At 56.9% G+C, this 26,534-nt stretch carries 26 protein-coding genes; 9 read left to right on the top strand and 17 right to left on the bottom strand.

The features are described from left to right. The first annotated feature begins 88 nt into the window (after positions 1-88). The 3 genes from LG297_RS17900 to LG297_RS17890 are packed head-to-tail and all read left to right on the top strand — an operon-like array spanning position 89 to position 2,509. On the top strand, positions 89-970 hold the full coding sequence (locus LG297_RS17900) for a DMT family transporter (protein ID WP_404422669.1): 882 nt from the start codon (positions 89-91) through the stop codon (positions 968-970). A gap of 43 nt (positions 971-1,013) precedes the next feature. Further along, entirely contained in the window at positions 1,014-1,574 is a 561-nt protein-coding gene (locus LG297_RS17895; RefSeq protein WP_404422667.1) for a gamma-glutamylcyclotransferase, read from the top strand. Next, positions 1,574-2,509 carry a DMT family transporter gene (locus LG297_RS17890; RefSeq protein WP_404422665.1) on the top strand — a complete coding sequence of 312 codons (936 nt, stop codon included), beginning with the start codon at positions 1,574-1,576 and terminating at the stop codon, positions 2,507-2,509. The genes LG297_RS17895 and LG297_RS17890 overlap by 1 nt, the downstream gene beginning before the upstream one ends. Before the next feature lie 74 nt (positions 2,510-2,583). Here the strand turns inward: LG297_RS17890 and LG297_RS17885 are convergent, their stop codons facing one another. The 4 genes from LG297_RS17885 to ftsE all read right to left on the bottom strand — a co-directional run bounded on the left by LG297_RS17885 (position 2,584) and on the right by ftsE (position 5,982). Further along, the gene (locus LG297_RS17885) at positions 2,584-3,435 is read right to left on the bottom strand and encodes a lysophospholipid acyltransferase family protein (RefSeq protein ID WP_404422663.1); all 852 of its coding nucleotides are present in this window, start codon (positions 3,433-3,435) and stop codon (positions 2,584-2,586) included. 72 nt (positions 3,436-3,507) lie between these two features. Then, a complete protein-coding gene (locus LG297_RS17880; protein ID WP_404422661.1) occupies positions 3,508-4,233 on the bottom strand; it encodes a YdcF family protein in 726 nt (241 codons plus the stop codon). 120 nt (positions 4,234-4,353) lie between these two features. Beyond that, positions 4,354-5,256, bottom strand: a complete 903-nt coding sequence (locus LG297_RS17875) for a cell division protein FtsX (RefSeq protein ID WP_404422659.1) — start codon at positions 5,254-5,256, stop codon at positions 4,354-4,356. A 48-nt stretch (positions 5,257-5,304) separates the two neighbouring features. Beyond that, a complete protein-coding gene (ftsE, locus tag LG297_RS17870; protein ID WP_037987102.1) occupies positions 5,305-5,982 on the bottom strand; it encodes a cell division ATP-binding protein FtsE in 678 nt (225 codons plus the stop codon). 366 nt (positions 5,983-6,348) lie between these two features. Between ftsE and LG297_RS17865 the strand changes: the two genes are divergently transcribed. Beyond that, entirely contained in the window at positions 6,349-7,164 is an 816-nt protein-coding gene (locus LG297_RS17865) for a DUF3426 domain-containing protein (protein WP_404422657.1), read from the top strand. A 67-nt stretch (positions 7,165-7,231) separates the two neighbouring features. Here the strand turns inward: LG297_RS17865 and LG297_RS17860 are convergent, their stop codons facing one another. The 5 genes from LG297_RS17860 to argH all read right to left on the bottom strand — a co-directional run bounded on the left by LG297_RS17860 (position 7,232) and on the right by argH (position 13,357). Further along, the gene (locus LG297_RS17860) at positions 7,232-9,658 is read right to left on the bottom strand and encodes a DUF4175 domain-containing protein (RefSeq protein ID WP_404422655.1); all 2,427 of its coding nucleotides are present in this window, start codon (positions 9,656-9,658) and stop codon (positions 7,232-7,234) included. 166 nt (positions 9,659-9,824) lie between these two features. Next, on the bottom strand, positions 9,825-10,046 hold the full coding sequence (locus tag LG297_RS17855) for a hypothetical protein (protein ID WP_404422653.1): 222 nt from the start codon (positions 10,044-10,046) through the stop codon (positions 9,825-9,827). A 490-nt stretch (positions 10,047-10,536) separates the two neighbouring features. Beyond that, positions 10,537-11,802, bottom strand: a complete 1,266-nt coding sequence (gene lysA / locus LG297_RS17850; protein WP_404422651.1) for a diaminopimelate decarboxylase — start codon at positions 11,800-11,802, stop codon at positions 10,537-10,539. Beyond that, positions 11,799-11,945 (bottom strand): lipoprotein, encoded by a 147-nt coding sequence (locus LG297_RS17845; RefSeq protein WP_404422649.1) that lies wholly within the window; start codon positions 11,943-11,945, stop codon positions 11,799-11,801. Before LG297_RS17845 ends, lysA begins: the two co-directional genes overlap by 4 nt. After that, a complete protein-coding gene (gene argH / locus LG297_RS17840) occupies positions 11,942-13,357 on the bottom strand; it encodes an argininosuccinate lyase (protein WP_404422647.1) in 1,416 nt (471 codons plus the stop codon). The genes LG297_RS17845 and argH overlap by 4 nt, the downstream gene beginning before the upstream one ends. Positions 13,358-13,389: 32 nt before the next feature. On the opposite strand from argH, the gene LG297_RS17835 reads away from it, so the two are divergent. Then, positions 13,390-13,950, top strand: coding sequence for a TlpA disulfide reductase family protein (locus LG297_RS17835; protein ID WP_404422645.1), 561 nt, complete (start codon positions 13,390-13,392; stop codon positions 13,948-13,950). 6 nt (positions 13,951-13,956) lie between these two features. Here the strand turns inward: LG297_RS17835 and rbsK are convergent, their stop codons facing one another. From rbsK to LG297_RS17795, 8 genes are all read right to left on the bottom strand, one after another. After that, positions 13,957-14,886, bottom strand: a complete 930-nt coding sequence (gene rbsK, locus LG297_RS17830) for a ribokinase (protein ID WP_404422643.1) — start codon at positions 14,884-14,886, stop codon at positions 13,957-13,959. A 139-nt stretch (positions 14,887-15,025) separates the two neighbouring features. Then, a complete protein-coding gene (gene xylB / locus LG297_RS17825) occupies positions 15,026-16,492 on the bottom strand; it encodes a xylulokinase (protein ID WP_404422641.1) in 1,467 nt (488 codons plus the stop codon). Positions 16,493-16,672: 180 nt separating this feature from the next. Continuing rightward, the gene (locus LG297_RS17820; protein WP_404422639.1) at positions 16,673-17,560 is read right to left on the bottom strand and encodes a 3-hydroxybutyryl-CoA dehydrogenase; all 888 of its coding nucleotides are present in this window, start codon (positions 17,558-17,560) and stop codon (positions 16,673-16,675) included. A gap of 81 nt (positions 17,561-17,641) precedes the next feature. After that, a complete protein-coding gene (locus LG297_RS17815) occupies positions 17,642-18,577 on the bottom strand; it encodes an electron transfer flavoprotein subunit alpha/FixB family protein (protein WP_404422637.1) in 936 nt (311 codons plus the stop codon). A gap of 15 nt (positions 18,578-18,592) precedes the next feature. After that, positions 18,593-19,342 (bottom strand): electron transfer flavoprotein subunit beta/FixA family protein, encoded by a 750-nt coding sequence (locus LG297_RS17810; protein WP_404422635.1) that lies wholly within the window; start codon positions 19,340-19,342, stop codon positions 18,593-18,595. Positions 19,343-19,585: 243 nt separating this feature from the next. Then, on the bottom strand, positions 19,586-20,158 hold the full coding sequence (locus LG297_RS17805) for a cob(I)yrinic acid a,c-diamide adenosyltransferase (protein ID WP_404422634.1): 573 nt from the start codon (positions 20,156-20,158) through the stop codon (positions 19,586-19,588). Between the two features lie 77 nt (positions 20,159-20,235). Then, positions 20,236-20,430, bottom strand: coding sequence for a twin transmembrane helix small protein (locus LG297_RS17800; RefSeq protein ID WP_062961271.1), 195 nt, complete (start codon positions 20,428-20,430; stop codon positions 20,236-20,238). A gap of 127 nt (positions 20,431-20,557) precedes the next feature. Continuing rightward, entirely contained in the window at positions 20,558-22,501 is a 1,944-nt protein-coding gene (locus tag LG297_RS17795) for a sigma 54-interacting transcriptional regulator (protein WP_404422633.1), read from the bottom strand. Positions 22,502-22,713: 212 nt separating this feature from the next. On the opposite strand from LG297_RS17795, the gene LG297_RS17790 reads away from it, so the two are divergent. From LG297_RS17790 to cynS, 4 genes are read left to right on the top strand one after another with little or no spacing between them, the layout of a single operon-like run. Beyond that, the gene (locus tag LG297_RS17790) at positions 22,714-24,183 is read left to right on the top strand and encodes a CmpA/NrtA family ABC transporter substrate-binding protein (protein ID WP_404422631.1); all 1,470 of its coding nucleotides are present in this window, start codon (positions 22,714-22,716) and stop codon (positions 24,181-24,183) included. 1 nt (position 24,184) lies between these two features. Then, a complete protein-coding gene (ntrB, locus tag LG297_RS17785; protein WP_404422629.1) occupies positions 24,185-25,015 on the top strand; it encodes a nitrate ABC transporter permease in 831 nt (276 codons plus the stop codon). Positions 25,016-25,026: 11 nt separating this feature from the next. Then, positions 25,027-25,956, top strand: a complete 930-nt coding sequence (locus tag LG297_RS17780; protein WP_404422627.1) for an ABC transporter ATP-binding protein — start codon at positions 25,027-25,029, stop codon at positions 25,954-25,956. A gap of 36 nt (positions 25,957-25,992) precedes the next feature. Further along, a complete protein-coding gene (gene cynS / locus LG297_RS17775) occupies positions 25,993-26,433 on the top strand; it encodes a cyanase (RefSeq protein ID WP_007092354.1) in 441 nt (146 codons plus the stop codon). Positions 26,434-26,534: the final 101 nt, after the last annotated feature.

Genomic DNA, 26,534 nt, shown 5'->3' with positions numbered 1-26,534 from the left:
CAATTTCCACGGTTTGCAAATGGCAGGCCGTTGTCGGGTGGAAAGATGGGCCCCAAACTGCATCTTCCGCCGGTTAAAGGGGATCGTCATGCCTGCCACCGATCATCCGGCTTTTGCACGGATCATGCCGTTTGTGTTTGTGTTCCTCTGGAGCACGGGCTTCGTTGGTGCAAAGTTCGGTCTTCCCTATGCCGAACCCTTTACCTTTCTGTTTGCCCGTTTTGCCATCGTCATCGTTCTGATGGTGCCGGTGATTTCGCTGCTGGGGGCCAAATGGCCCAAAAGCTGGCGACAGGTTGCCCATATCAGTACCACCGGGGTTCTAGTTCACGGGATTTATCTGGGCGGCGTTTTCTGGGCGATTGATACGGGGCTTCCGTCGGGTTTGGCGGCCCTGATCGTCGGGCTGCAGCCGGTGGTAACGGCATCTGTTGTCGGGGCACTTCTGGGTGAACGGGTTTCAGGACGTCAATGGGGCGGGCTTGTGCTTGGCCTGATCGGGGTTGCTCTGGTGCTGATTCCCAAGATTGGCGACGGGGTTGGCATTACCGCTTTTGGCATCGGGCTTGCCATCATGGCGCTGTTTGGCATGACGGCCGGGACGCTTTATCAGAAACGATTCTGCACGGGCATGGACCTGATGAGCGGTACGGTTATCCAGTATATCGCTGCGGCAGCCTTTGTCGGGCTGGTGGCCCTGATCAAGGAACCATTGGTGATTGAATGGAGCATGAACTTCATCCTTGCGATGGCCTGGCTGGTTCTGGTGCTGTCAATCGGGGCGATCATGCTTCTGATGGTTTTGATCAAGCAGGGCGAAGCAACCCGGGTTGCAAGCATGTTTTACCTTGTACCGCCGACGGCTGCCTTTTTTGCGTGGCTGCTTTTTGATGAACATCTCGGCCTGCTCGGCTTTGCCGGATTTGGAATTGCCGCACTCGGGGTGGCATTGGTGATGGTGAAACGCTAGGTTCAGAACCGGACATAAAATGCCAGCATGACCGGAGGAAATTTTGACTGAGCCCGACGAAAGATGGGTATTTGGATATGGATCGCTGCTGTGGCGTCCGGGCTTCGAGTTCGAGGAACGGGCCCAGGCACTTTTGCGCGGCTATCACCGGTCCTTTTGCATCTATTCCCATCACTATCGCGGCACACCGGAAAACCCGGGGCTGGTTCTGGGGTTGAATGTCGGCGGGGAATGTGTGGGCAATGCGTTCCGGATCGCGCCGGACAACTGGGGGCTGGTCAAGGCCTATCTTGATGAACGCGAACTGGTGACCAACACCTATATTCCCGCCGATGTCGAGGTCGAGCTTGCCGACGGACGCAAGGTGATTGCGCACACCTATGTCGCCGATCCGACGCATGAACAGTTCGCAGGGAACCTGCCGGTGCGAACGGCCGTGGAAATCATTGTGGCGGCACATGGCAATATTGGCCCGAACCTGGAATATCTTGAGAACACGGTCTGTCATCTGGATCAGATGGGAATTGTCGACCCGCCATTGCATGATCTGATGGATCTGGTAAGGCGCGAATACGGGGAAATCAATATGGGAGCCGGGATCTGATGTCGGACGCCACCACAACGTCCAAAGGTGCCAATGCCCCGATGATGGCCGCCTATCTGATGCTGGTTGCCTGTGCGATGATGTGGGGGTCAAACCATGTTGTCGCGCGCGGTGTGAATGCGTCCGTCCCGCTTGAGGCACTTGCTTTCTGGCGCTGGGTGGTGGCGGCGGTTTTGTTGTTTCCGGTCTGTATTCCACACCTGAGGCGCGATCTGAGACTGATGGCGGATCACAAAATGTCGATGTTCCTGATCGGGACAACGGGTGTTTTTCTGTTTTCGATCGTTATCTATCTTGCTGCCTATAACACAACAGCGGTGAATACCGGGCTTCTTAACGCGACGGCCCCGGTTTGGGTATTGTTGTTTGCCGCCGTGCTGACTGCGGATAAACCCAAACTCGGCCAGTGGATCGGTGTCCTGATTGCCGGTTTTGGCACCGCATTGATCATCGCCAAAGGTGATTTTTCCGTATTTGCGAATATGGATTTTGTTCCGGGTGATCTGTTCGCGCTGATTTCGGCAATGGTTTGGGCAGCCTATTCGATGCTGCTGAAACGGGCCCCCAAAGGGGTCCATCCGCTTAGCCTTGTATTTGTTTCAGCCTTGATCGGGTTGGTATTCCTGACCCCGCTTTATATCTGGTCGGTGACTGTTCGCGGCGAACCGTTCTTTACCCATCTTGATCCGGCATGGCCCGATATGCTGAAGATTTTCTATATCGGGGCCGGGCCAGCCTTTTTGGGATATCTGTTCTGGAACAAGGGTGTTGCGGTTGTAGGCCCGGCAAATGCAGGTGTGTTCCTGTATCTGATGCCGGTTTTTGCCAGTGTCCTTGCCATCATCTTTTTGGGCGAAGAATTGCACCTTTACCATCTGGGCGGGATCACATTGATTGCCTTTGGCATCTGGCAGGCAACACGTCGAAAGGCATAGCAGCCGAAAGATGGATGGAATTGAAAAGGCCGGATAAAAACCCGGCCTTTTTGCATTTGGAACAACCCGCCCGATCAGGACGGCGTTTTTTCCCTGTCGACGGATTTCATCGGAATTGCGGTTTTGGCTTCCTGCTGTTCGGCTTCGGCCTTTTCGCGGGCTTCCTCAATCTCGACATCAAGAGATGTCAGTGTCGGCAGATTGAATTCGACCTGTGCCTCGCGTTCAAGTTCGCGAGTGCGCGTATCGATCCTGGTTTTGATTTCCGTCATAAAGGTTTTGCGATCCAGCCCCGGTTCAATCGCGGGCAGGAATTCCATGGTGACCTCGCCACCATATTTCATGAAACTGTGCCGCCCCCAGAACATGCCGGAATTGACCGCGACCGGAATGACAGGAACATTCGGGAACGCCTTGTAAAGAGCATAAATGCCCGGATGATAAGGGCGGTCTGACCCGGGCGGGGTGCGTGTACCTTCGGGGAAAATCACGATCTGCCTGTTTTCCGCAATCGCGCGTTCCGCACCTTTGATCATGTCTTTCAGGGCAGACGAACCCGCCGATCTGTCAACGGCGATCTGCCCGGAAAACAACAGAAACTGCCCCATCAGCGGAATACGCGTCAGTTCCTTTTTCAGGATATAGGCCGGATCGGAAACCACCGTATGAAAGGTCAGGGTTTCCCATGCCGACTGATGTTTGGCGACCAGAATACACGGCCCTTTGGGCAGGTTTTCCTGACCGCGAATACGTCTATACATGCCAACAGAGAGGGCCAGCGCGCCTTGCGTCAAACGACACCACATATGCCCGACAAGCTGATTGGCCTTGCGACCAAACGGCATCAGGGGAACCATACAAATGCAAAGTGCGGTTGTACCGGCGAAAAACAACACGTTAAACAGAAACGCGCGCAGGGCTCTCATACAGGCAGATCCTTCAAACTATTCGTCAAAGGGTTTGTAACAGTTATGCGACACGAGTGAAACGGCCTATGTTCAACCCGATTTCTGCGACAGACGGTTTGATGCCGAGTAATCCTGCTTTGCCGGATCTGACGGCGGGGTTGGGCCATGCGGACCGGCGCGATCCTGATCAGGCAGAAAACCCAGAACATAGTTTCGCAGGCTGGCAAACAGGAACTTGTTGTATTCGCTGGCAATCAGGCTGGCACTGCCCGGCCAGCGCCACCAGCTGTCTACCTTGACATTATCGGGGAAAACCGGATGGGCGATAATATCGATATCGGGCATCAGGCTGCGAAATTCCAGAAGCGACCTTGGCATGTGATAATTTGCGGTCACGATGCGCAGGCTTTTATAGCCTTCTTCGTAAACCCAGACGGCCGTTTCCAGGGCATTGCCCCGCGTATTTTCCGCAACATGACCAAGTATGACACAGCATGAAATCAGGCGCGGGTCGGATTTCCCCGCTGAAAGAAGCTCGTCGACTTCTACCCCGCGATACACGCCGGAAATAAACAGTTTGTCGGCAAGTTGACGGGTCAGCAAACGGCGTCCTTCCGACAGGCGTTCGCTGCCGCCAGTCAGAACAACGATGGCGTCGGTCTTGCGATCCGGTGCTTCGACCCCGGTCGGGATGATGCCGACATACCAGACAAAACCACCTGCCCAGACCAGCCCCAGCAGGATCAGACTTGATAGCAAAAATCGAAACCGGCGAAATCGTCGGCGATGCTGAACGGAAAGGGGCGGCTTACTCATCTGATTGGGCCTGACGGGACGCTGGCATGCGACTTGGGTCTCCTTTGGGGACAAGGTCATGATCCAAAACAGGAAATGATCACAACGCTGCAGGCCGACTATACGGAGGAGTGAGGCAGGTTACAACAATCTGCGCAAAACACGCAGCACAGTTCTTTTGGCCGTCATCTGGGCAACCCCGGCCACCACAAACGGAATGGCGATTATAATGCCGATGAAAAGCGGGCTGAAGACCAGTGTTGGAATTGGCCACCCAGCGCGCAGGCCAAGCCAGGCAATCAGCCCGGAAACCGGTAATGCAATCAGAAGTCCGATCAATGCGCCGAAAAACGCCAGTCTGAGGTTATGGCGGGCAAACTGACCGGCAATATAGGAATCCTGCGCGCCGATCAGATGCAGCAGTTCGATGATGGTGCGATGGATCGATAGACCAGATCGCGTTGCAAACACCACGGACAGCATTGTCGCCCCGAAAAGCACGATAATCAGGGCAATCAGGGCCAGTTCGACCGAAAAGGCAACATCGGCAATCCGTTCGATCCAGATGCGATGATCGTCCAGAACGGCCTCGGGGGCGATTTCGCCCAGCCGGCGTTCAAGCATGTCGAAATTGAACCCGGTTTCCGGGGTAATTTCGATAATGCGCGGGATCGGTAATTCGCTGACGATTTCATCGGGGCCAAGCCACGGTTCAAGAAGGGCCGACATGGTTTCGGGGCTGAGCTCCTCGATCCGGGAGATGCCGGGCATGTCGGCCAGCTGTTCGATAATATCGTCAACGGTTGCCTGCAAAGCCTGTTCGCGTTCTTCGGGGGCGCGATCCGCCATCCCGGTCGGGGGAACCTGTATCGAAAGGCTGCCTTCGATCTGGCCGGACCATTTGCCGACACTGTCATGCAAGGCGGCAAGACCGACGATCGAAAATGTCAGCAATGCCACCATCAGCGCGACGATGCTTGGCAAAAAGCGCGTCGATGAATCGCTATCAAGCGGCAGATGTGACGGTTGCGAACGAAAAGCCATGATCGTTTTGGGGTCCTGTCTGAGCCAGTTGCCGTCGGTTGGTCCGGTTTACGCGCTATGCGTGATGTCGTGCAGTGTGCCAGCCTCAAGCAGCCATTGATTATGCCCGAAACGGCGCACCAGCTGGCGGTTATGGGTGGCGATCAGCACTGTTGTGCCAAGTTTGTTCAGTTCTTCAAAAAGGTATAACAGCCGCATGGCGATCCGGTCATCAACGTTACCGGTCGGTTCGTCGGCCAGAAGCAGGGCCGGACGGCCGATAACCGCACGCGCGATGGCCACGCGCTGCTGCTGCCCGCCCGAAAGGCGCGATGGAACCGCATTGATCTGATCGCCAAGGCCGACCCACTCGAGAAGTTCGGTCACGTTTTTACGGATTTGCAGATCCTCGACCCCGGCGACACGCAGCGGCAGGGCAACATTTTCAAAGGTCGTCAAATGATTGATCAGGCGGAAATCCTGAAACACCACACCGATCTTGCGTCGGATCGCGGGCAGTTCATCACGCGGGATGCGGATATTGTCACGACCGAAAATATTTATTTCACCGCGTGTCTGGCGCAGGGCAAGGTACAGCAAACGCATCAATGTCGATTTGCCCGCACCAGAAGCCCCGGTCAGGAAATGGAAGCTGCCCCGGTGCAGGGTAAAATTCAGATCGCGCAGAATCTCCGGCCCGGATTCATAGCGAACACCGACATTCCTGAAACTTACGACTTCAGTCAAAACTTGCGCTCCATATCGCAGCACGAGGCATATGACCCGACATAACATGATAATGACGGGGCCGGTTGAACAATTACAAAAGTCCGTTCCCGATGACCTTTAAGTGGGTATCATCGCGGGTTGGCCGAAAATATGACGACTTAAACAGTTCTTCGGATGTCATCGAAGCACCATATATGCAATGCTGTGCCGTCCAAATTGGGGCAGCTTCAGTTATCTGTGCTTAACAGTCTGTTAAATCGCCGCTATTTACATATAGTGTAGGTTCTGCCCTACACCGGCGAATTCGGGGGATCGTCGGAAATCACTCAGGTTATGGCCGCGCCCCGGGTTTCATGCCGCTGACATCGAGATGCCAGGTTTGCAATGATCATTACTTGCCCAGATTGTTCAAAAAAATACTCTGTGAAAACAGAGGCGATCGGCCCAAAAGGCAGAACCGTGCGCTGCAAAAATTGCGGCAATAGCTGGCATCAGGACCCGCCGGGGATGAAAACCCCGTCGCCAGCGCAGGAAAACAAGCTGCCGCCGCCCTTCGATCAGGACGGCGCGCTTGGTGCCGATTTCAATGCGGATCAGATGCCCGGTCAGATCGACCCCGGTTTTGAACAAGCCGACAAAATTCCAGACCCGCCCCCTATTCCGCAGCAACTGATCCATAACAACCCGAAGCCACCGGCGAAGTCGAAAAAGGGTGTTATCGGCTGGATTCTCTTCTTCCTGATCCTTGGCGGGATCGGGGCAGGTGGTTATTTCGCCAAGGATATCCTGATCAATCTGTGGCCGCCGATTGCCAAGGTTTATGACATGGTCGGGCTTGATGTCCCGCATGTCGGCGAAGGTCTTGATATTCGGGAATTGCCGCCGACTCGCGAAGAAGAAGACGGTGTTGATGTTCTCGTCGTGCGGGCCGAGATCGTCAATATCAGCGAAACCGACCGTGTTTTGCCCTATCTGCTGATTGAACTTCTTGATCCGCTTGATCGTGTGGTTCAGCGCAAAAAAGTGCCGCTGATCTATGACGAAAGTGCGGTTCAGGGTGGGGCGGAAATGCCGATGGAAACCCAGATGCTGCCGGTTGGCGAAACCATGACGGTCGAAACCAGAATCCGTCGTCCGAACCCGACAGCAACCCGTTTGCAGGTCACCTTCCTTGACCCGCGCGAGGCGGTCGAACCCTGATCGGTTTGATCTGAAAATGACAAAGGGCAGCGATCCGTCGCTGCCCTTTGGTCGTTTTTATGGGGTATCAGAACCGTTTGAGCAGCCGGTCGATATATTCCTGTTCGATTTGCGGGCGATCAGGATCACCTGAACGGCGGCGCAGTTCCTGCAGGATGCGCCACGCCCGTTCAAGGGTATCGACTTCGGGGATGATTGTCGTACCATCCCCGCCGACCGGACGACCGAGCGGATCGCGGTTGCCCGAGCCGCGCAGTTCTTCGAGCATCGGCATCATCTGGCTTAGTCCCTCAAGCGCGCGGCTAAGCTCGCCAATACCGCGCTGAAGGGCCTCCATGGCCTGTCCCTGTTGTTGCAGGGCTTCGTGGGCACGGTTACGGCCAAGGGCCTCTGCTGCGCGTTGCATGGCCTCAATCGCGGTTTCAATGCCACTGAGATTGCCAAATTGACCAAAGCCGGAATTCCCGGTCAGGTTTTCGGCATCACCGGCAAGGTTTTGCTGCTGTTCAGCACGGTTGCCATTTCCGCCCGGGCTTTCGGGATTGTCGCCCTGGTTCATCAGTTCCTGCTGACGGCGGGCAAGATCGCGAATGCCGTCCAGCATTTCACGCAGGGTCGATGTGATGTCCGTTCCGCCTTCGCCCGATGTGACCTGCATATTTTCGACCAGTTCGCGTAACCGGTCGATCAGGGCACGGGCCTGATCACGTGCCCCGGCCCGCATCAGGGCATCAATCTGATCGACAATGCGCGACAGGTCCTGCTGTTCAAGGATGGCGGCGGGGCCCTGTTGCTGGCTTTGCTGATTTTGCGGTGCCTCGCGGGCAAGGGCGGCCATATATTCGTTAAGGGCACGACGATAGTTTTCGATCAGTTCGGCGATTTCGGCTTCGGTGACATCCGGATTTGCCAAAGCCTCCAGCAGACGTTCCTCGGCCTCCATCAGGTTGCGTTCGGCCATGCCATAGCTGCCGCGCTCGATTTCCTCGGCGATGTGCCACAGCAATCCGGCGATTTCCTGATGAACGTCGCGATCACGCAGATTCGCCGACAGGCGTGCTTCGGTCACCGAAAGCGCAAGAAATATACCGATATGGCCGTTAAATGCCTGCGGGGCATAAAGCACGGGCAAAAGGGCATTGCGCATTTCAAGAGCCTTGTCGGGATAGCGCAGCAAGCCACGCCGGATCGTGATCAGCTTTTTCGCAACCGGATGGGTAAATTCGCGTTCCGGCAACACGATGGATCGCATATCGCTTTCGCCGCGCTGCCCGGCATTGTCCTGTGACACCAGTTGCAGATTGACCGGAAGCCCCGCCCAGGGATGGGAAACCAGATCCAGAAAACGGGGGCCCTCGATCCGTGTCGGCATGGCACTTGTGCCACCCTGAGCGTCGCCACCGGACAGATCGATACGGATATTGTCGATCATGCCGAACTGTTCCTGACCGACGCCCTCGGTCGCGGGGGTAATCATCAGATCAAGGCTGTCCATGCCGTAATCATCGGTTGCAACATAATCCAGCCGGATATGGTCGCGGCGCGTCACCGACGGCGGGCTGACAAATGAAAGTGCGGGCGGTTTATCGGCAACCAGATTGACATTCAATGTCAGCCGGTCATTGCCCCAGACCGAAATGCGCCAGGGTCCGGCCTGATCAAGGGCGGTAGAAATGACATAGCTGTTGTCGCTGCTTTCGGAGATGTCGCGTTCACCGGTGGGGGTATGCAATGTGGGTTGCCAGACACTTCCGATGTTGCCGGCCAGTGTTGATCCGACGGGGACATCTACATCGATCACATTGGGATTCCCGGCGTTTGTATCCGCCGGTTGCTGCTGCGGTTGGCCGGTGCCATCGGCAAAGCGCAGGACTCGCGGGATTTGCCCGGTATAGGCAGGCGGGGTGACCCATAATGTCGTGCTGAAATCGGCAGCGCCCAGCCGTTGCAGCGGGCTGAACGCCTTGTAAAAGCGTTCCCCCATGCGGTCATGGGCGACAAACAGCCCGACGGCCAGCAGCAATACCGGCAAAACGACCAGCCCATAGCGATCAATCCGCGCCAGCGAGGGCAGGGGGCGGGGCAAATGCAGGTTATCAAGCATTGCCTCGTGCCGTTGCAGCTGCTTTTGCCACAGGTAGCTGGTCAGCGGGTCGTCGCCATCGTTGATATGGTCTTCAAGGCTTTGCAGCGGATTGTTTTCAAGGCCGTTTTCCTGTTCGATCCTTTGCAGGACAGCCCGGCGATTGGGCCATGTGAAATGACGCCACGGCAGGATGATGGCGACAAGTCCGGTAACCGAGAGGATCGAAAGCAAAATGATATGCCCGGTCGCGGGCAGCATTTCAAACGTACCGGTCAGGGTCAGACCGGCAATCAGCATCACGATTGTCAAAGGCGGGATCAGTCGCGGCCACACCCGTTCCCACGACATGATCATCCGCGCCAGGCGCAGATGACGTTCCAGTCGGGGATTGGGTGGTATGATCGACATATCGAATTTCGGCCCCTGCAATCGCCCCGTGTCCGGGACGGATGACGCCAGCTTGGTCCAATAAGACCCTAATCTAAGTTTGGGGCTTTGACGCGGCGGGTCAAGTCAGGATCGCGACCAAGCCAAAATAAAAGGCGGTCCCGGATGGGGCGGTTTCTGGAGGTATTTAAAATTTCTTTAAAAAAGTTCTTGATTTGTTCTTTTGCTTATGGCATAAGAGAAAAATCAACGGGAGAAATGCACCCGGACCAAAACCCGCAAGGCCTTGAGCCTCGCGGGTTTTTGCGTTTGGGGCTGGATCAAAGAGGTGATCAGGATGCAGGGGCAGAGATACAGGCAGGGTGGCGGGGTGACCCGCAGGATACTGACCGGCGGATGGCGAAGCCATTACGGCGGCATTCCGCGCCGGGGTTAACAGGTTTCAAACACGCTTGTTTGTCATGACAGGAGAGGTGCGTCTTGTCGGGGAAGGGACCCCGAATTTGCCGGAAGGGGCAGCAATGGCAGCAGCAGTGGCGGCAGTGATCTGTGGCCCGTCGGTGGTGGACAGGTGGGGGCCGCAAGCCCGAGGACCGTCTGAGGGCGAGTCTGGCGAGGGCCCGAGGTTTGTCCGGCGTCGGTGGTTGTGGCCGTGCCGGACGGGAGCGGTGCGGCAGCGAGGCCGAGGACCGTCTGAGGGTGAGTCTGGCGAAGGCCCGGAGTTTGTCCGGCGTCGGTGGTCATGGCATTGCCGGACGGGAGCGGAGCGGGCAGCGAGGCCGTGGGCCGTTTGGTGGTGAGGCTGGCGAAGGCCCGGGGTCTGTCCGGGCAGGATGGGGATATGCAGAAGGCGGCCTTTCGTGTTGAAAGACCGCCTTGCAAGGTTCTTTTGGTTCGGGTCAGTCGAGCCAGTCGGGGATACGGTCCAGTCCGATCAGTTCGTCAATCGACTGACGCGGGCGGACGATGGCGAAGTCATCGCCCTTCACCAGGACTTCGGGTGTCAGGGCGCGGGTGTTGTAGGTCGATGACATCACCGCACCATAGGCACCCGCCGACATGACCGCGACCAGATCACCCGGCTTCAGGTCATCGGGCAGTTTGCGGTCCTTGCCGAAGGTGTCGCCGGTTTCGCAAACCGGGCCGACGATATCGACGGTTGCCTGTTTATCACCGTCACCCTGTTCATTGACCGGGATGACTTCGTGATAGGCGTTGTATAGGGTTGGCCGGATCAGATCGTTCATCGCGGCATCAAGAATGACAAAGCGTTTGGCCTCGCCATCCTTGATATACATGACGCGTGAAATCATCACACCGGCGTTGCCTGCGATCAGGCGGCCCGGTTCCAGCGTGATGTGACAGCCAAGGTGCCCGACGGTTTCACGTACCATCTGGCCATAGGCATCGGGCAGGGGGGGTGTTTCGCCCTGATAGGCAATGCCAAGCCCGCCGCCAAGGTCGAGATTGCGGATATTGATGCCTTCGGCGCGAAGGTTTTCGACCAGACCGGCAAGACGGGTGAAGGCTTCGCGGAAGGGGGCAAGATCGGTCAATTGCGACCCGATATGCATCGCAATGCCGGTGACGTCGATCCCGTCCATGGCGGCGGCCAGGCGGTAAACCTCGATCGCGCGGGTCCAGTCGATGCCAAATTTGTTTTCGGCCTTGCCGGTGGCGATTTTTTCGTGGGTTTTGGCATCGACATGCGGGTTGATGCGGATCGCGATCCGGGCCTTTTTGCCCATGTCGAGGGCAACCCGGTTGAGTTCTTCAAGCTCGGGGATGCTTTCGACATTGATCTGGGCGATATCGGCATCAAGGGCTTCGCGCATTTCGGCATCGGCCTTGCCAACGCCGGAAAAAATGACTTTGCCCGGTGCGACACCGGCCCGCAAGGCGCGGCGCATTTCACCCACCGAAACCACATCGGCACCCGCCCCCAGTTTGGCGAGCGTTTTCAGCACAGCCTGATTGGAGTTTGCCTTGATCGCATAGCAAACCGTGGCGTCAAGCCCGTCAAACGCACTGGCATAAACCTTGTAATGACGTTCAAGGGTGGCGGTGGAATAGCAATAGAACGGCGTGCCGACTTTTTCGGCAAGCTCGGGGATGGAAACGCCTTCGGCGTGAAGGACGCCATCAATATATTCAAAATGGTTCATTGTGCCGGATATGTCCGTGGATATTTGTGGCCTTCGTCGGTCGGTGGTTCAAGCGGGCCTTTCTTGCCGCAGGCGGCAACAGACAGGCCCAGCATCACCGCCAGTACGATCACTGTGCTGCGTTTGAAGATCGGGTTGCTCATTTCATGAACCTTTCCTTTGCGGCTGCGACCTGTTCCCTGACGCGGACCGGGGCGGTGCCGCCGAAGCTTTGACGCGCGCTGACCGATGCCTCGACAGTCAGGACATCGTAAACGGCCTTGGTGATTTTGGGTTCGATCCCCTGAAGGTCTTCCAGCGAAAGCTGATCAAGATCGCAACCCTTGCCCTCGGCAAGTTTCACGGTGGCCCCCACCACATGATGGGCGTCACGGAACGGCATGCCAAGTTCGGCCACCAGCCAGTCGGCAAGATCGGTCGCGGTGGTGTAACCCGCCCCGGCAGCCGCACGCATATTGTCCTTATGGACCTTCATGTCGGCAATCATGCCGGTCATGGCGGCGACACACAGACCGAGATGGTCGTGGGCCTCGAATACCGGTTCCTTGTCTTCCTGCATGTCCTTGGAATAGGCCAGCGGCAGACCCTTCATCGAGAGCATCAGCGAATTATAGCAGCCAACGATACGGCCGATCTTGGAGCGGATCAGTTCGGCGGCGTCGGGGTTGCGTTTTTGCGGCATGATCGAGGAGCCGGTGGAGAATTTGTCCGACATGCCGACAAAGCGGAACTGTGCCGAACACCAGATGACCATTTCCTCGGCCAGGCGCGACAGGTGCATGGCAGTGATCGAGGCCGCGTTCAGATATTCCAGCGCAAAGTCACGATCCGACACCGCATCAAGCGAGTTCGCGGTCGGGCGATCAAAGCCGAGCGACGATGCCGTCATGTGACGGTCAATCGGATAGGGCGTTCCGGCCAAAGCGGCCGAACCCAGCGGGTTTTCATTGGCGCGCGTGCGGCAATCGGCAACGCGCCCACGATCCCGGCCAAACATTTCGACATAGGCCAGAAGATGATGGCCAAAGGTGACCGGCTGGGCGGCCTGAAGGTGGGTAAAGCCCGGCATGATGGTTTCGGCATGGGTGCCGGCCTGTTCGATCAGGGCTTCCTGAAGGCCCTTGAGCCCGGCTTCAAGATCGGCCAGTGCCACGTCGCGCACCCAGAGTTTGAAATCGGTCGCGACCTGATCATTGCGGGAGCGTGCGGTATGCAGGCGACCGGCGGCAGGCCCGATCAGATCACGCAGGCGGCTTTCGACATTCATGTGGATGTCTTCAAGGGCGGCAGAGAAGGTGAACTGGCCGCTCTCGATTTCTTGAAGGATCTGGTCTAGACCCGCGACTATTTTCTCGCCATCTTCTGCGGGGATGATCTTCTGCTTGACCAGCATGGCGCAATGGGCTTTGGAACCCTGAATGTCCTGGGCGTACAGGCGTTTGTCAAAGCCGATGGAAGCATTGATTTCTTCCATGATGGCGGACGGGCCCGCTTCAAAGCGGCCGCCCCACAGGGCGTTGGCATTTTTCTGGTCGGTGGCGTTTTGATCGGTCATTGTGATCCGCAAGCGTTGGAAAGGTGAGTATTGTGAAGGCATTGCTTCGTTACGTAAAACTGGGCGTGATTGTCGCCATATCGGCCATTTATGCAAGCCCTGCCTTTGCAGATACGCAATTGCCGCAAGAACTTTCGAAAATGGACACCGCACCTGATCGCACGAGCCTGCCGGAAAAGGCGGTTTTCATCGAAAAAGATGGCAGCGAAAGTGACCTTAAAGACCTGAAAGGTCAGGTTATTCTGGTCAATCTTTGGGCGACATGGTGCGCGCCCTGCATCGAGGAAATGCCCGATCTTGATCGTCTGGCGTCTGAAATGGATGGCAAGCCGTTTCGCATTCTGGCCCTTAGCCAGGATCGCGGCGGGGCAGAAATCGTGCAGGAATTCTTTGATGAAAACGGAATCGGCAATCTTGATGTCGTTCTTGATCCGCGCGGGGCGACCGCACGGGCCTTTGGCGCGCGCGGCCTTCCGACCAGTTTCGTGATTGATGCCAACGGGCAGGTTATCGGCAAGCTGGAAGGCACGGCGAAATGGGATGCCGACGGGGTTATTGCCTATTTCAACAGCCTGATTGATGCCGCGTCCTGATTGGGATCAGGTGGCGGCATTTTCTTCGAGAAGCGATAGAACCTGTTCACGGGTCGGGGCGGCATCAGCCGCACCATAGCGCGTGGTCGCCAATGCCCCGGTTGCGCAGGCAAACCGGACGGCATCGCGCAGGGACCACCCTTCATGCAGGGCGACGGCCAAGCCGCCGTTAAAACAATCGCCCGCCGCAACCGTATCAATCGCCGACACATCAAATGGCGGGACCATCCCGGACTGTTCGCCATCCGAATAAAACGCGCCCTTTGATCCCATTTTGATGATCGCGATCCGTACCCCCATTTCGCGCAGTTTTTCGGCGGCCTGATGGGCGGTTTCAAGGCTTTCGGGAAGGATGCCGGTCATGGCGAAACATTCGCTGCTGTTGGGGGTGACGATATCGGTCAGCGCCATAAGATCACGCAGAACAACCCGGTCCGGTACAGGGGCCGGATCAAGGATGATGGTGGCCCCGGCGTCGCGGGCATATTTCATTGCGCAGGCCACGGCGACAACCGGGCATTCGAGCTGCACGAGCAGATAGCCGCAATTTTCCAGAAAAACCTGCTTTTCGCGGATGTCGGCGCGGCTCATGGTCATGTTGGCACCACCGGCCACGGTGATGATGTTTTCCCCGGCATCGTCGATTGAGATCAGGGCGGTGCCGGTTTGTGCATCCGTCGCCAGGATTAGCTGGTTGGTGTCAAATCCTTCGATTTTGAGCGTTTCAATCAGGCTGCGTCCCAGAACATCATTGCCGATTTTGGAAATGAAAACAGGTTTCTGCCCCAGACGGGCCACGGCAATCGCCTGATTGCAGCCTTTGCCGCCGGGGCCTGTCATGTAATCCCTGGCCGATACGGTTTGGCCGGGTTTGGGCAATTCGGCAACGCGGGCGGCAAAATCGATATTGGAACTTCCGACAATGGCAATGGTCATGGTCTATCCGATTGGAAAATTTCTAATACCTTTTACTGATATTGGCATCTTTTCAGGTGATTAAAGAACCCGGTGCAACATTTGAGGTGAAGTGCATCACACCGAAAAAGGCCGATCAGATGGGGCAAAAGATGTAGGGTCAGGCGGGTTGGAATTCCTCGCGGAGGGCTGCATAGATGCGTTTGAATTTGGCAAATCGCGGCTGATAGGCCGCGTGTCTGTTCATATCGGGTTCGATGACTTCCTGAATGGCCGGTTTCTGGCAGACATCCTCGACCGTTTCGTTATCGAGTGCCAGCCGTCCCAGACGGGCCGCGCCAAATGCCGGGCCCTTGGCCGCCCCTTCGTAGCGGGCAAGCGGACAACCCATGATGTCGGATATCAACTGAATCCAGTATCGGCTGCGCGCGCCGCCGCCAATGACACCGGGCAATTCGCAATGCGTTCCGGCGGCATGCAGGCGCGATTGCCCGTCCAGAAGGGCGAAACCCACACCTTCGAGCACCGATTGGACCAGCGTTTCACGCGCGGTGTCGCTGCCAAGGCCAAAGAACACGCCACGGGCATAAGGATCGTTATGCGGGGTGCGTTCCCCGTTAAGATAGGGCAGGAACACCACATCGGCGGGGGCCTTGTGCGCGGCTTCGGTCCGTTGCAGAAGCGCGCCGATATCCTTTTCGCCCAACAGGTTTGCCGCCCACAACAGGCAGCTTGCCCCGTTCAGCAATACCGCCATCTGGAACCAGTGCTGTGGCACGGCATGGGCGAAGCTGTGCAGAAGTTCCTGTGGTTTCGGGCGGTAACGATCGGATGCGACGAAAATCTGTGACGATGTGCCAAGCGAAATGAAGCCGTCGCCGTGGCTGACCGCGCCGACACCGATGCCACCGGTCGCGGCATCGCCGCCGCCACCCGCAACAATCACGGTCGGCTTCATGTCCCAGCGTGTGGCCAGTTCACCGCGCAGATGGCCGGTGGGGTCGCTGCCTTCGACAAGGCGGGGCAATTGGGCGATATCCATGCCGGTTGCGGCAATGGCGTCAAAATTCCAGCTTCGGCTTTCTTCATCAAGCCAGAGCGTGCCGGCGGCATCCGACATTTCGGTGACCTTTTCGCCGGTCATGCAAAATCGGATGTAATCCTTTGGCAACAGGACGGTTTTGATTTTGGCAAAGATTTCGGGTTCGTGTTTGCGAAGCCACATCAGTTTGGGCGCGGTCATGCCGGGCATGGCAACCACACCGGCCCGCGATGGCAGATCGGGCAGGGCGGCCTGCAATTCATCGCATTCGGCCTTCGCCCGGCCGTCATTCCACAGGATCGCGGGGCGGAGTGGCTTGTCGTTCGCATCAAGGATCACAGCCCCGTGCATCTGGCCTGACAGGCCAATCGCGCGAACCGCGGCAAGGGCGGCGGGGTTGGATGATTTCAACTGGTCCATCGCCGTGCAGGTCGCAGCCCACCAGTCATCCGGGTGCTGTTCGCTCCAGAATGGTTTGGGGTTACTCAGCGTCAGGGGCACATCTGTTTCGGCGACGGTGACCGAATGTTCATCCATCAGAAGCGCTTTAACGGCAGATGTACCGACATCTATTCCGAGAAACATGTGGGACGGCCTCCTGGATTCTTTTTAGTCTTGGTTTCTTATGGGTCATCATAGCAGGGCAATTTCTGATCGAAAGATCAAAAGCTTTGCATTGCGGTTAAATCGAAACCGGAATGCAAAAAGGCCACCGCAGCGATGCGGTGGCCCTTGAATGCGTAACCCGGCAATGACCGGCAATGATTAGCGGGTCGGAACCGGCTCGTCACCGCTATAGTCATAGAAGCCGCGACCGACCTTGCGGCCAAGCCAGCCGGCTTCGACATATTTGACCAGAAGCGGGCAGGGACGATATTTGGTATCGGCCAGACCATCATGCAGGACATGCATGATCGACAGGCAGGTATCCAGACCAATGAAATCGGCCAGTTGCAGCGGACCCATCGGATGGTTCGCGCCAAGGCGCATGGCATCATCGATGGACCGGACATTGCCGACACCTTCGTAAAGCGTATAGATCGCCTCGTTGATCATCGGCAGCAGGATACGGTTGACGATGAAAGCCGGGAAATCTTCGGCACTTGCCGTTTCCTTGCCCAGTTTCTTGGTCAATTCATGAATGGTGCGATAGGTCGGTTCGTCCGTGGCGATACCACGGATCAGTTCGACCAGCTTCATCAGCGGCACCGGATTCATGAAGTGCATGCCCATGAATTTCGACGGGCGGTCGGTATAGGAAGCCAGACGCGTTACCGAAATGGACGATGTGTTGGTCGCAATGATGGCTTCGGGGCCCAGAACCGGACACAGAGCCTTGAAAATCTGTTTCTTGGTCTCTTCGTTTTCGGTTGCGGCCTCGATCACGAGATCGCAGTCAGACAGGAAGCTGTAATCCGTGCCGGTGGTAATCCGGGCAAGGGCTGCTTCTTTCTGTGCCTCGGTAATCAGGTCTTTCTTGACCTGACGATCCATGTTCTTGCCAATCAGGCCAAGCGCCTTGTCGAGCGCCTCTGCCGATACGTCAAGCAGTCGGACGTCGTAGTCGGCAAGCGCAATCACATGAGCAATCCCGTTGCCCATCTGACCGGCGCCGATTACGCCAATGGTCTTGATATCTTCAAGCGAAGCCATTTGTTCCCCACTCATCCCCCAGGGTCAAAACAAGGTCAGAACAATGTTCTTTAGATTGTTCTGACCCTAGATGGGATCTGATTATTTGTCGAGTTCGCTCGCCAATGCGGGAAGGGCCTCGAACAGGTCCGCGACAAGACCGTAATCGGCAACCGAGAAGATCGGTGCTTCTTCGTCCTTGTTGATCGCAACAATGACCTTACTGTCCTTCATGCCGGCAAGGTGCTGTATCGCACCTGAAATGCCTACCGCAATGTATAGCTGCGGTGCAACAACTTTGCCGGTCTGGCCGACCTGCCAGTCGTTCGGGGCGTATCCCGCATCGACGGCGGCGCGCGAAGCACCAATGGCAGCGCCGAGTTTATCGGCAATCGGTTCGATCAGGTGGAAGTTCTCGCCCGAGCCCATGCCGCGACCGCCAGAGATCACAACACTGGCTGCGGTCAGTTCCGGACGTTCCGACTCGGTCAGTTCCTGACTGACGAAAGCGGATTTTCCGGCATCTTTCGCGATTGCGACATCTTCGATGGATGCAGAACCGCCTTCGGCCGCGACCGGATCAAAGCCCGTGGTGCGCACGGTGATCAGTTTCAGGCTGTCTGACGACTGAACGGTCGCCATCGCGTTCCCAGCATAGATCGGACGCACGAACGTATCGGCACTTTCGACATCGGTGATGTCGGAAATCTGTGCGACGTCTTTGAGTGCTGCAACGCGGGGCATGAAGTTTTTGCCCGTGGTCGAGGCGGCGACCAGAACGTGGCTGTAATCACCGGCCAGTTCATTGACGAGACCCGCCATGTTTTCAGCCAGGAAATGGCCATAGGCCGCGTTATCGGCAACCAGAACCTTTGAAACGCCCGCAACCTTTGCAGCCGCATCGGCAACCGCACGGCAGTTTTCGCCCGCGACCAGAATGGTGATGTCGCCACCGATTTTCTGGGCGGCGGCAACGGTATTGAGCGTTGCGCCCTTCAGTTCGGTATTGTCGTGTTCGGCAATAACAAGAATGCTCATTTGATCGGCCCCCGCTTAAATCACTTTGGCTTCGTTGCGAAGCTTGTCGACAAGCTCGGCGACGTTGGCAACTTTCACACCTGCCTGACGTGCCGGTGGTTCCGTCACTTTCAGGGTTTTCAGGCGCGGCGCGGTGTCGACACCAAGATCAGCCGGGCTTAGGGTATCAAGCGGCTTTTTCTTGGCCTTCATGATGTTGGGAAGCGACGCATAGCGCGGCTCGTTCAGGCGAAGGTCGGTGGTGACGATGGCCGGAAGATCGATCCTGATGGTTTCAAGGCCACCATCGACTTCGCGGGTCACGTCAAGCTTGCCATCGGCAACGGCGACCTTGGATGCGAACGTACCCTGCGGCCAGTCCAGAAGGGCGGCCAGCATCTGACCGGTCTGGTTGGCGTCGTCATCAATTGCCTGTTTGCCGAGGATCACGAGATCCGGGCTTTCCTTGGCAACGACTTCCTTGAGAAGTTTGGCAACGGCAAGCGGTTGCAGTTCGTCGTCGGTTTCGACCAGAATGCCGCGATCGGCACCCATGGCAAGGGCGGTACGCAGTGTTTCCTGACACTGTTTCACACCCAGCGATACGGCGACCACTTCGGTCGCGGTGCCGGCTTCCTTGAGGCGGACGGCCTCTTCAACGGCGATTTCGTCAAACGGGTTCATGGACATTTTGACGTTGTTCAATTCAACGCCAGACTGGTCCTGTTTGACACGGATCTTGACGTTGTAATCCACAACGCGCTTAACGGCGACAAGAACCTTCATGACAGACCTGTTCGTTTTTGTTGTCGAAGCTATGGGCTTGCTGCGTTCTGCCGGGGCAGTCCGCAGTGGGGCCCGATGTTACTGTTTTCCCCGCGATGCACAATAGGGGGTGCTACGGGGCTTGTCAATTTACGTAAAGAGGTTAACGTTAACGACAACTTCTTTACTGAAATTCTGAAGTCTCAGGCTGCCTTGATACGCAACCAACCCCTGAAAAGACAGGGGGTTATTTCCAATATTTGCCTAGCGGGTCAGGCCGGGTTGCCACAGGATATCGTCCTTGCCGCCATTATTGGCATGGCGGGCCAGAACGAACATATGGTCCGACAGGCGGTTGATGTAACGGACCGCTTCGGGGTTGATCGCCTCGATTCCCGCCAGTTCGACAATGAGGCGTTCGGCGCGGCGCGATACGGTGCGCGCGACATGAAGCTGTGCCGAAAGGGCGCTGCCGCCGGGCAGGACAAAGGATTTCAGCGGGTCCAGACCGGCATTGATGGCATCGATTTCGGCCTCAAGCCGTTCGGTTTGCGTGGGCGTAATGCGAAGGGCCGGGCGTTCCGGGTTATCGTCACTGCCGTCACCCGGCGTACACAGATCAGCCCCAAGATCAAAAAGATCGTTCTGGATGCGGGCCAGCATATCATCGACATCGCCACTCGCATGCAGGCGGGCGACCCCGATCACCGCATTGGTTTCGTCCACCGTGCCATAGGCCGCAACGCGAATATCGTTTTTGGCAACGCGGGTGCCATTGCCAAGGGCGGTTTTACCCTTGTCGCCGGATTTGGTGTAGATGCGGGTCAGTTGAACCATCGTGAATTCCGTTGTCCTGATGCGTGACTGTCGGAGTAGCGCAGATATGCGGGGGCGTCATTAAGACTATCGGCGGGCTACTTGCCCAGCGCCATGAAGGACAGGATGACCAGAAGCAGCAGGGCGATCCCCTGTACCAGCACGCGAAGCTGCATCAGCTTGTTGGATTTCCTGGCATCCTTGCCGCGCGCCATGGTGATGATGCCAAGAACGAGAATAACCGCCACCGCGGCCATCGCGATCAGAACGCCAATCTGTAAAAATCCAGCCATACCGGACTACTCCTTTGTGCCGCCCTTGCGGTGGTAATGTGCCGGGCGGGGCGACATGCTGCGTCAAACTGCGGGCGGGGGCAAGGTCGCAGATCGAAAAATCTTTGCGATTTCCGATGACTGGTTCCTATTGCTGGCCCGATGGCGTGAAATCGCGCCGGTCAATCCGAAGCTTTTTGATCCGCGATGCCAATGTTGTCGGCTTTACATTCAAAAGGGCCGCCGCGCCATCGGGGCCAAAAATCCGGCCGCGTGTGGTTTCAAGGGCGCGGATGATATTGTCATATTCGCGTTTGCGCCGGTCATCTTCGGTCAGGATTGCGGATGCGGTGCTGACCTGATCACGGGCGGGGTGCGAATTGCCATGGTCGGTTTCACGGCGGTTGGGTTCGGGCAGGTCAAAATTCAGTTTGCCGTCACGGGCCAGAATGGCAGCGCGTTCGATAATGTTTTCAAGTTCGCGCGCATTGCCCGGCCAGTCATATTTCATCAGGCTTCGGACCTGCCCGTTGGTCAGGGTCAGTTGCGGAATGTTCAGCCGCTGGCAGATATTGCGCAGGAAATGTGTCGCCAAGGGCGGGATATCGTCGGGCCGTTCACGCAGCGGCCGGCATTCGATGGGAAATACATTCAGGCGGAAATACAGGTCCTCGCGGAAGCGGCCCAGCCGGACTTCTTCCTTGAGATCGCGGTTGGTGGCGGCCAGTAACCTTACATTGACCTCGCGCGTGCGTTCCTCGCCGATGCGTTCGAACTTCTGATCCTGCAGGACGCGCAAAAGCTTGCCCTGCAGTTCCAGCGGAATTTCCCCGACCTCGTCCAGAAACAGGGTTCCGCCATCGGCCAGTTCAAACCGGCCGACGCGATCACGTATCGCCCCGGTAAAGGCACCGCGGACATGGCCGAAAAACTCGCTTTCGAACAGTTCATGGGGGATGGCGGCACAGTTTACGCGCACCAGAACGCGGTCGCGCCGGTGGCTTGCCTGATGGATGGCGCGCGCAATCAGTTCCTTGCCGGTCCCCGATTCCCCGGTGATCAGGACGTTGGCATCGGTAGGGGCGACCAGATCGATCTGTTTGAGCGCACTGTTGATCGCCTCGGACTGGCCGATGATTTCATGGTGGTTGTTGGTTGAAAGGATTTCTTCCTGAAGATAGGCGTTTTCAAGTTCCAGCCTTTCGCGCAGGCGGTCGACCTCGGCCAGGGCGGCATGCAGCTTTTCCTCGGCAATCTTGCGTTCGGTGATATCGCGAAACACGATCACAGCACCAATCACCAGCCCATGATCGCGGATCGGGGTGGATGTATATTCAACCCGGATCGGTTTGCCGTCGCTGCGCCAGAAAACTTCGTCATCAACGCGCCGGACGATGCCTTCGCGAAACGCATTGTAAATCGGGCAATGCTCGGCGTGGTAGGGATCGCCGTTCACATGGGAATGGTGGATGATCGAATGGATTTCCTTGCCCACCAGTTCCTCGGCCGTCCAGCCCAGCATCCGTTCGGCAGCCGGATTGACAAAGGTGGTGATGCCGTCGCTGTTGACCCCGTAAATGCCTTCGCCCGCCGCACCCAGTATCAACTGGTTTTCGCGTTCGATTTCGCGGAAAAACCGTTCGGCACGTCGCCATTCGGCAATGCCTTCGCGCAGGTAATTATCGGCTTCGGAATCGACATCGCGGCGATGGCGGGCATCGAGATCACAAAGGATGATGATCAGGTAATCCTCGCCCTCCCAATGCAGGGCGCGGGCTTCGTGTTCAAGCCGGATTTCGGTGCCATCCGCATGCATCAGGTTCAGGCCCCGCGTCCAGGCAAAGCCGTGATACAGGGCGGCCTGACTGAACACCACCAGGCTTGGCACCTGCCCCTTGTGCAGGCTGCTCATGGGGGTGGATTTCAGATCGGAAATGCTGCGGCCCAGCAAATCTGCCGCCGCCTGATTGGCAAACATGATGCGATCACTTTGCGGATGCACCAGCAAAGTCGGATGAATATGCGATGCAAGGGCCTGTTGATACAGGGCATCCGAAACCGTTGGGGGTGGCGGGTTTGCAATCTGATCCATCGTGATCGGCCTACGATATTTCGTAAATATGATTACGAAATATCGTAAATTACGAAATTTCGTATGGCCTGAGATTGCGCCTGTTTCGGGTCAAAGTCCAGTCTTTCCCTAGAGTTTTTCGCGCCGCACAAATCTGGCACGCCGGTTGCTGCTATGCCCCCGAATATCGGTGTCGCCTGACGGGCGGCGTAAACAAAACAGGGGGTGACCACATGTCTATCAAAAGTCTGGGCGATCCATTCAGTGGCGAAAGCGATCTGCGGCATAGCAAATCGTGCGGCTGCGAGGCTTGCGCAACCGGCAAACATCACCATGCCGGTCATGACCATCACGAAGACACATACGATCTGGCATCGATGCCCGCCCATAGCGATATGGCTGTGGATGGCGCGGCGTCATCGTCTGGCAAGCTTGCCAGCAGCGAGGAAATGCTGGATCGCGCGATTGAAAGTGCGGTGGTCCGCTCTGTCTTCGGGCATAACGAAATTTCGCGTCGTTCCTTTGCCAAAATGGTTGGCAGCGGCACGATGATGGCGGCACTGGCGTCGGTCCTGCCGCTGGATAAGGTCAAGGCGGCGATCCTTGATGATCTGGGCACGCCGGAAAAGACCAAGCTTAATATCGGTTTTGTTCCGATCACCTGCGCCACCCCGATCATCATGGCCCAGCCGATGGGCTTTTATGAGAAGTACGGTCTTGATGTCGATGTGATCAAAACCGCGGGCTGGGCGGTTGCGCGCGACAAGTCCCTGAACAATGAATATGACGCGTCGCATATGCTCACCCCGATGCCGCTTGCCATCACCATGGGGGCCGGTTCGACCGCGACCCCGTTCCTGATGCCGGCGGTTGAAAACATCAACGGGCAGGCGATTGTCCTGCATAACGACCATCTTGATAAACGCGATCCGAAACAGTGGAAGGGCTTCAAGTTCGGTGTGCCGTTCGAATATTCGATGCACAACTTCCTGCTGCGTTATTACGTCGCCGAACATGGCCTTGACCCGGATAAAGACATCCAGATCCGTGTCGTTCCGCCGCCCGAAATGGTCGCAAACCTGCGTGCCGGGAACCTTGATGGCTATCTGTCGCCTGATCCGTTCAACCAGCGTGCCGTCTGGGAAAAAATCGGCTTCATCCACACCCTGACCAAGGATATCTGGGAAGGCCATCCGTGCTGCGCATTTGCCTGTTCCAAGGCGTTCGCCGATGAAATGCCCAATACCTATGGCGCGCTTCTGAAATCGATTGTCGATGCGACGCAATACGCATCCAAGCCGGAAAACCGCAAGGAAATCTCGGCCGCGATTGCGCCGACCAACTATCTGAACCAGCCGGTGCCGGTCATCGAGCAGGTCCTGACCGGGCGGTATGCCGATGGTCTGGGCGAGGTCAAAAACGTGCCCGATCGCATCGATTTCGATCCGTTCCCGTGGCATTCGATGGGTGTCTGGATTCTGACGCAGATGAAGCGCTGGGGCTATATCGACGGCGATGTCGATTACAGGAAAATCGCCGAGGAAGTCTATGTCGCGGCCGACTGTGCCAAGATCATGAAAGACCTTGGCTATGAAGCGCCAAGCAGCACCTATCAGAAATACACGATCATGGGCAAAGAGTTCGATCCCGATCAGCCCGAGGCCTATGTCAACAGCTTCCCGATTGGCAAAGGGGTAAGCTGATATGATCGCATCCCTGAATGCCAGGGCGCTGCTGTTGTCTGCTGTGTTGCTGGTGGTTGTCCTTGGAATATGGGAAGCCGCCAGTTCCCGGCAGATAATGGGCAGTGAACTGACAGAATATGAAATCCTGATGGGCGGGGCGGAGCCAAAGGCCGCGGTCCCGCCGCCATCTGCGGTGTTCGTCAAGGCGTGGGAAGAACTTTCCAACCCTTTCTATGATGCCGGTCCCAACGACAAGGGGATTGGCATCCAGATCGGCTATTCGCTTTATCGCGTGCTGTCGGGCTATTTCCTGGCCGCCGCAATTGCCATTCCGGCCGGGTTCCTGATCGGTATGTCGCCATTGATGTATCGGGCACTTGATCCGTTCATCCAGATCCTTCGCCCGATTTCGCCGCTGGCGTGGATGCCGCTTGCGCTGTTTGTCATTCAGGACAGTCAGGCATCGGCGATTTTCGTGATCTTTATCTGTTCGATCTGGCCGATGCTGATCAATACGGCCTTTGGCGTTGCCGGTGTGCGCAAGGATTGGGTCAATGTCGCGCGCACCCACGAACTTGGTACGCTTAAAACCGCGTGGATCGTCATCCTTCCGGCGGCGGCGCCGACCATCCTGACGGGGATGCGGATTTCCATCGGGATTGCGTGGCTGGTGATTGTGGCCGCCGAGATGCTCGTGGGCGGTACCGGGATTGGCTATTACGTCTGGAACGAATGGAACAATCTGGATCTGACCAGTGTGATCTTTTCGATCCTGATGATCGGCCTTGTCGGCATGCTTCTTGATACGGCGTTCGCCTATTGCGCCCGCCTTGTGCAGTACCAGGAATAAGGAAAAGCACCATGCCAACACCCTTCCTGAGCGTACAGGGACTAAGCAAGCGGTTTCCCAGCCCCAAGGGATCTGATCCGTTAACCGTATTTGAAAACGTCAATCTGGGGATCGAAAAGGGCGAATTTGTCTGCATCATCGGTCATTCGGGCTGCGGCAAATCGACGATCCTGAATATCCTTGCCGGGCTGGACGAGCCGACCGACGGGGCGGTGATCATGAATGGCAAGGAAGTATCGGGGCCAAGTCTTGATCGCGGTATCGTGTTTCAGAACTATTCCCTGTTGCCGTGGTTATCCGCGCTTAAAAACGTGACCTTTGCCGTGCAGGCGCGTCATCGCAACTGGACCAAGAAACAGGTCCATGATCATTCGATCAAATATCTGGAAATGGTGGGGCTTACCGGCGGGGCGGAGCTTCGCAAGCCATCGCAGTTATCAGGTGGTATGCGTCAGCGCGTTTCGATTGCGCGGGCCTTTGCCATTCAGCCCGAACTGTTGTTGTTGGATGAACCGTTTGGGGCACTGGATGCCCTGACACGGGGCAGCATTCAGGATGAGCTGATCCGTATCTGGGCCGGGTCGGATCAGACCGTTTTCATGATTACCCATGATGTGGACGAGGCGATCCTTCTTGCCGACCGTATCCTTCTGATGACCAACGGCCCCTATGCGCGGGTTGCGGAATCGGTACAGGTCGATATCGAACGTCCGCGTGTCCGGGCCGATATCATCCATCATCCCGACTATTACGACATTCGCAACCATCTGGTCGAATTCCTTGCCAAACGGTCCCGCGAACTGGCCGGGAAACGCGACGAGGATGGCGTTTCCGAACCAAACGTCGTCCGTTTTGGCCTGAACGGGCCGGTTGCCAATACATCCAACAAAGGTACCGGGGAAACACCTGCGCGTGCGCGGGTGGTGAACGGTGCCGACTAATCCGTAACGACACAGACAGTGAAGTGGAGAAAAGCTGTGAAAAAAGCAGATGTGAAAGAACTGATCATTACGTCCAAAAAAGCCAAGGGCCTTGGCTGGGAAGAAATCGCCAGCAAGATCGGCATGTCCCCGGTCTGGACGACCTCGGTCTGCCTTGGCATGAATTCCGCGCCCAAGGAAAAGGCCGATATGCTGGTGGCCCTGCTGGAGCTTCCGGCGGAGGCATCTGCCGTGTTGCAGGAATGCCCGATGAAAATCTGGGAACAGGCGGTGCCGACCGATCCGGCGGTGTACCGCATTTATGAAATCATGGGCGTTTACGGCGAAACGATCAAAGAAATCATTCATGAAAAGTTCGGCGACGGCATCATGAGCGCGATTGATTACGAAATGTATATCGAACGCAAGGCCGATCCGAAGGGGGACCGCGTTGTCGTGACCCTTGATGGCAAATTCCTGCCGTATCGTGCGTGGTAATATCGGCAGCGGATGAATATTGATCCGCATGTCGCAGTCCAGTCGGGCCAATCTGCATCTGCGGGTTGGCCTGATCTGTTTTTGCCGCAGGACTGAAACGG

Source organism: Thalassospira australica, from assembly GCF_044790785.1.
Lineage (GTDB): Bacteria > Pseudomonadota > Alphaproteobacteria > Rhodospirillales > Thalassospiraceae > Thalassospira > Thalassospira australica_A.
This window is presented reverse-complemented; position numbering and strand designations above follow the sequence as displayed.

Coding starts and splice junctions, on each gene's coding strand:
- LG297_RS17865 (WP_404422657.1), top strand. CDS start 6,349: ATGATCATTACTTGCCCAGATTGTTCAAAAAAATACTCTGTGAAAACA.
- LG297_RS17880 (WP_404422661.1), bottom strand. CDS start 4,233: ATGAGTAAGCCGCCCCTTTCCGTTCAGCATCGCCGACGATTTCGCCGG.
- LG297_RS17790 (WP_404422631.1), top strand. CDS start 22,714: ATGTCTATCAAAAGTCTGGGCGATCCATTCAGTGGCGAAAGCGATCTG.
- rbsK (WP_404422643.1), bottom strand. CDS start 14,886: ATGACCATTGCCATTGTCGGAAGTTCCAATATCGATTTTGCCGCCCGC.
- LG297_RS17890 (WP_404422665.1), top strand. CDS start 1,574: ATGTCGGACGCCACCACAACGTCCAAAGGTGCCAATGCCCCGATGATG.
- xylB (WP_404422641.1), bottom strand. CDS start 16,492: ATGTTTCTCGGAATAGATGTCGGTACATCTGCCGTTAAAGCGCTTCTG.
- LG297_RS17820 (WP_404422639.1), bottom strand. CDS start 17,560: ATGGCTTCGCTTGAAGATATCAAGACCATTGGCGTAATCGGCGCCGGT.
- LG297_RS17810 (WP_404422635.1), bottom strand. CDS start 19,342: ATGAAGGTTCTTGTCGCCGTTAAGCGCGTTGTGGATTACAACGTCAAG.
- argH (WP_404422647.1), bottom strand. CDS start 13,357: ATGACCGATCAAAACGCCACCGACCAGAAAAATGCCAACGCCCTGTGG.
- LG297_RS17875 (WP_404422659.1), bottom strand. CDS start 5,256: ATGGCTTTTCGTTCGCAACCGTCACATCTGCCGCTTGATAGCGATTCA.
- LG297_RS17780 (WP_404422627.1), top strand. CDS start 25,027: ATGCCAACACCCTTCCTGAGCGTACAGGGACTAAGCAAGCGGTTTCCC.
- LG297_RS17845 (WP_404422649.1), bottom strand. CDS start 11,945: ATGAGCAACCCGATCTTCAAACGCAGCACAGTGATCGTACTGGCGGTG.
- LG297_RS17885 (WP_404422663.1), bottom strand. CDS start 3,435: ATGAGAGCCCTGCGCGCGTTTCTGTTTAACGTGTTGTTTTTCGCCGGT.
- LG297_RS17815 (WP_404422637.1), bottom strand. CDS start 18,577: ATGAGCATTCTTGTTATTGCCGAACACGACAATACCGAACTGAAGGGC.
- LG297_RS17800 (WP_062961271.1), bottom strand. CDS start 20,430: ATGGCTGGATTTTTACAGATTGGCGTTCTGATCGCGATGGCCGCGGTG.
- LG297_RS17805 (WP_404422634.1), bottom strand. CDS start 20,158: ATGGTTCAACTGACCCGCATCTACACCAAATCCGGCGACAAGGGTAAA.
- LG297_RS17900 (WP_404422669.1), top strand. CDS start 89: ATGCCTGCCACCGATCATCCGGCTTTTGCACGGATCATGCCGTTTGTG.
- LG297_RS17795 (WP_404422633.1), bottom strand. CDS start 22,501: ATGGATCAGATTGCAAACCCGCCACCCCCAACGGTTTCGGATGCCCTG.
- ntrB (WP_404422629.1), top strand. CDS start 24,185: ATGATCGCATCCCTGAATGCCAGGGCGCTGCTGTTGTCTGCTGTGTTG.
- LG297_RS17860 (WP_404422655.1), bottom strand. CDS start 9,658: ATGTCGATCATACCACCCAATCCCCGACTGGAACGTCATCTGCGCCTG.
- lysA (WP_404422651.1), bottom strand. CDS start 11,802: ATGAACCATTTTGAATATATTGATGGCGTCCTTCACGCCGAAGGCGTT.
- LG297_RS17855 (WP_404422653.1), bottom strand. CDS start 10,046: ATGGCTTCGCCATCCGCCGGTCAGTATCCTGCGGGTCACCCCGCCACC.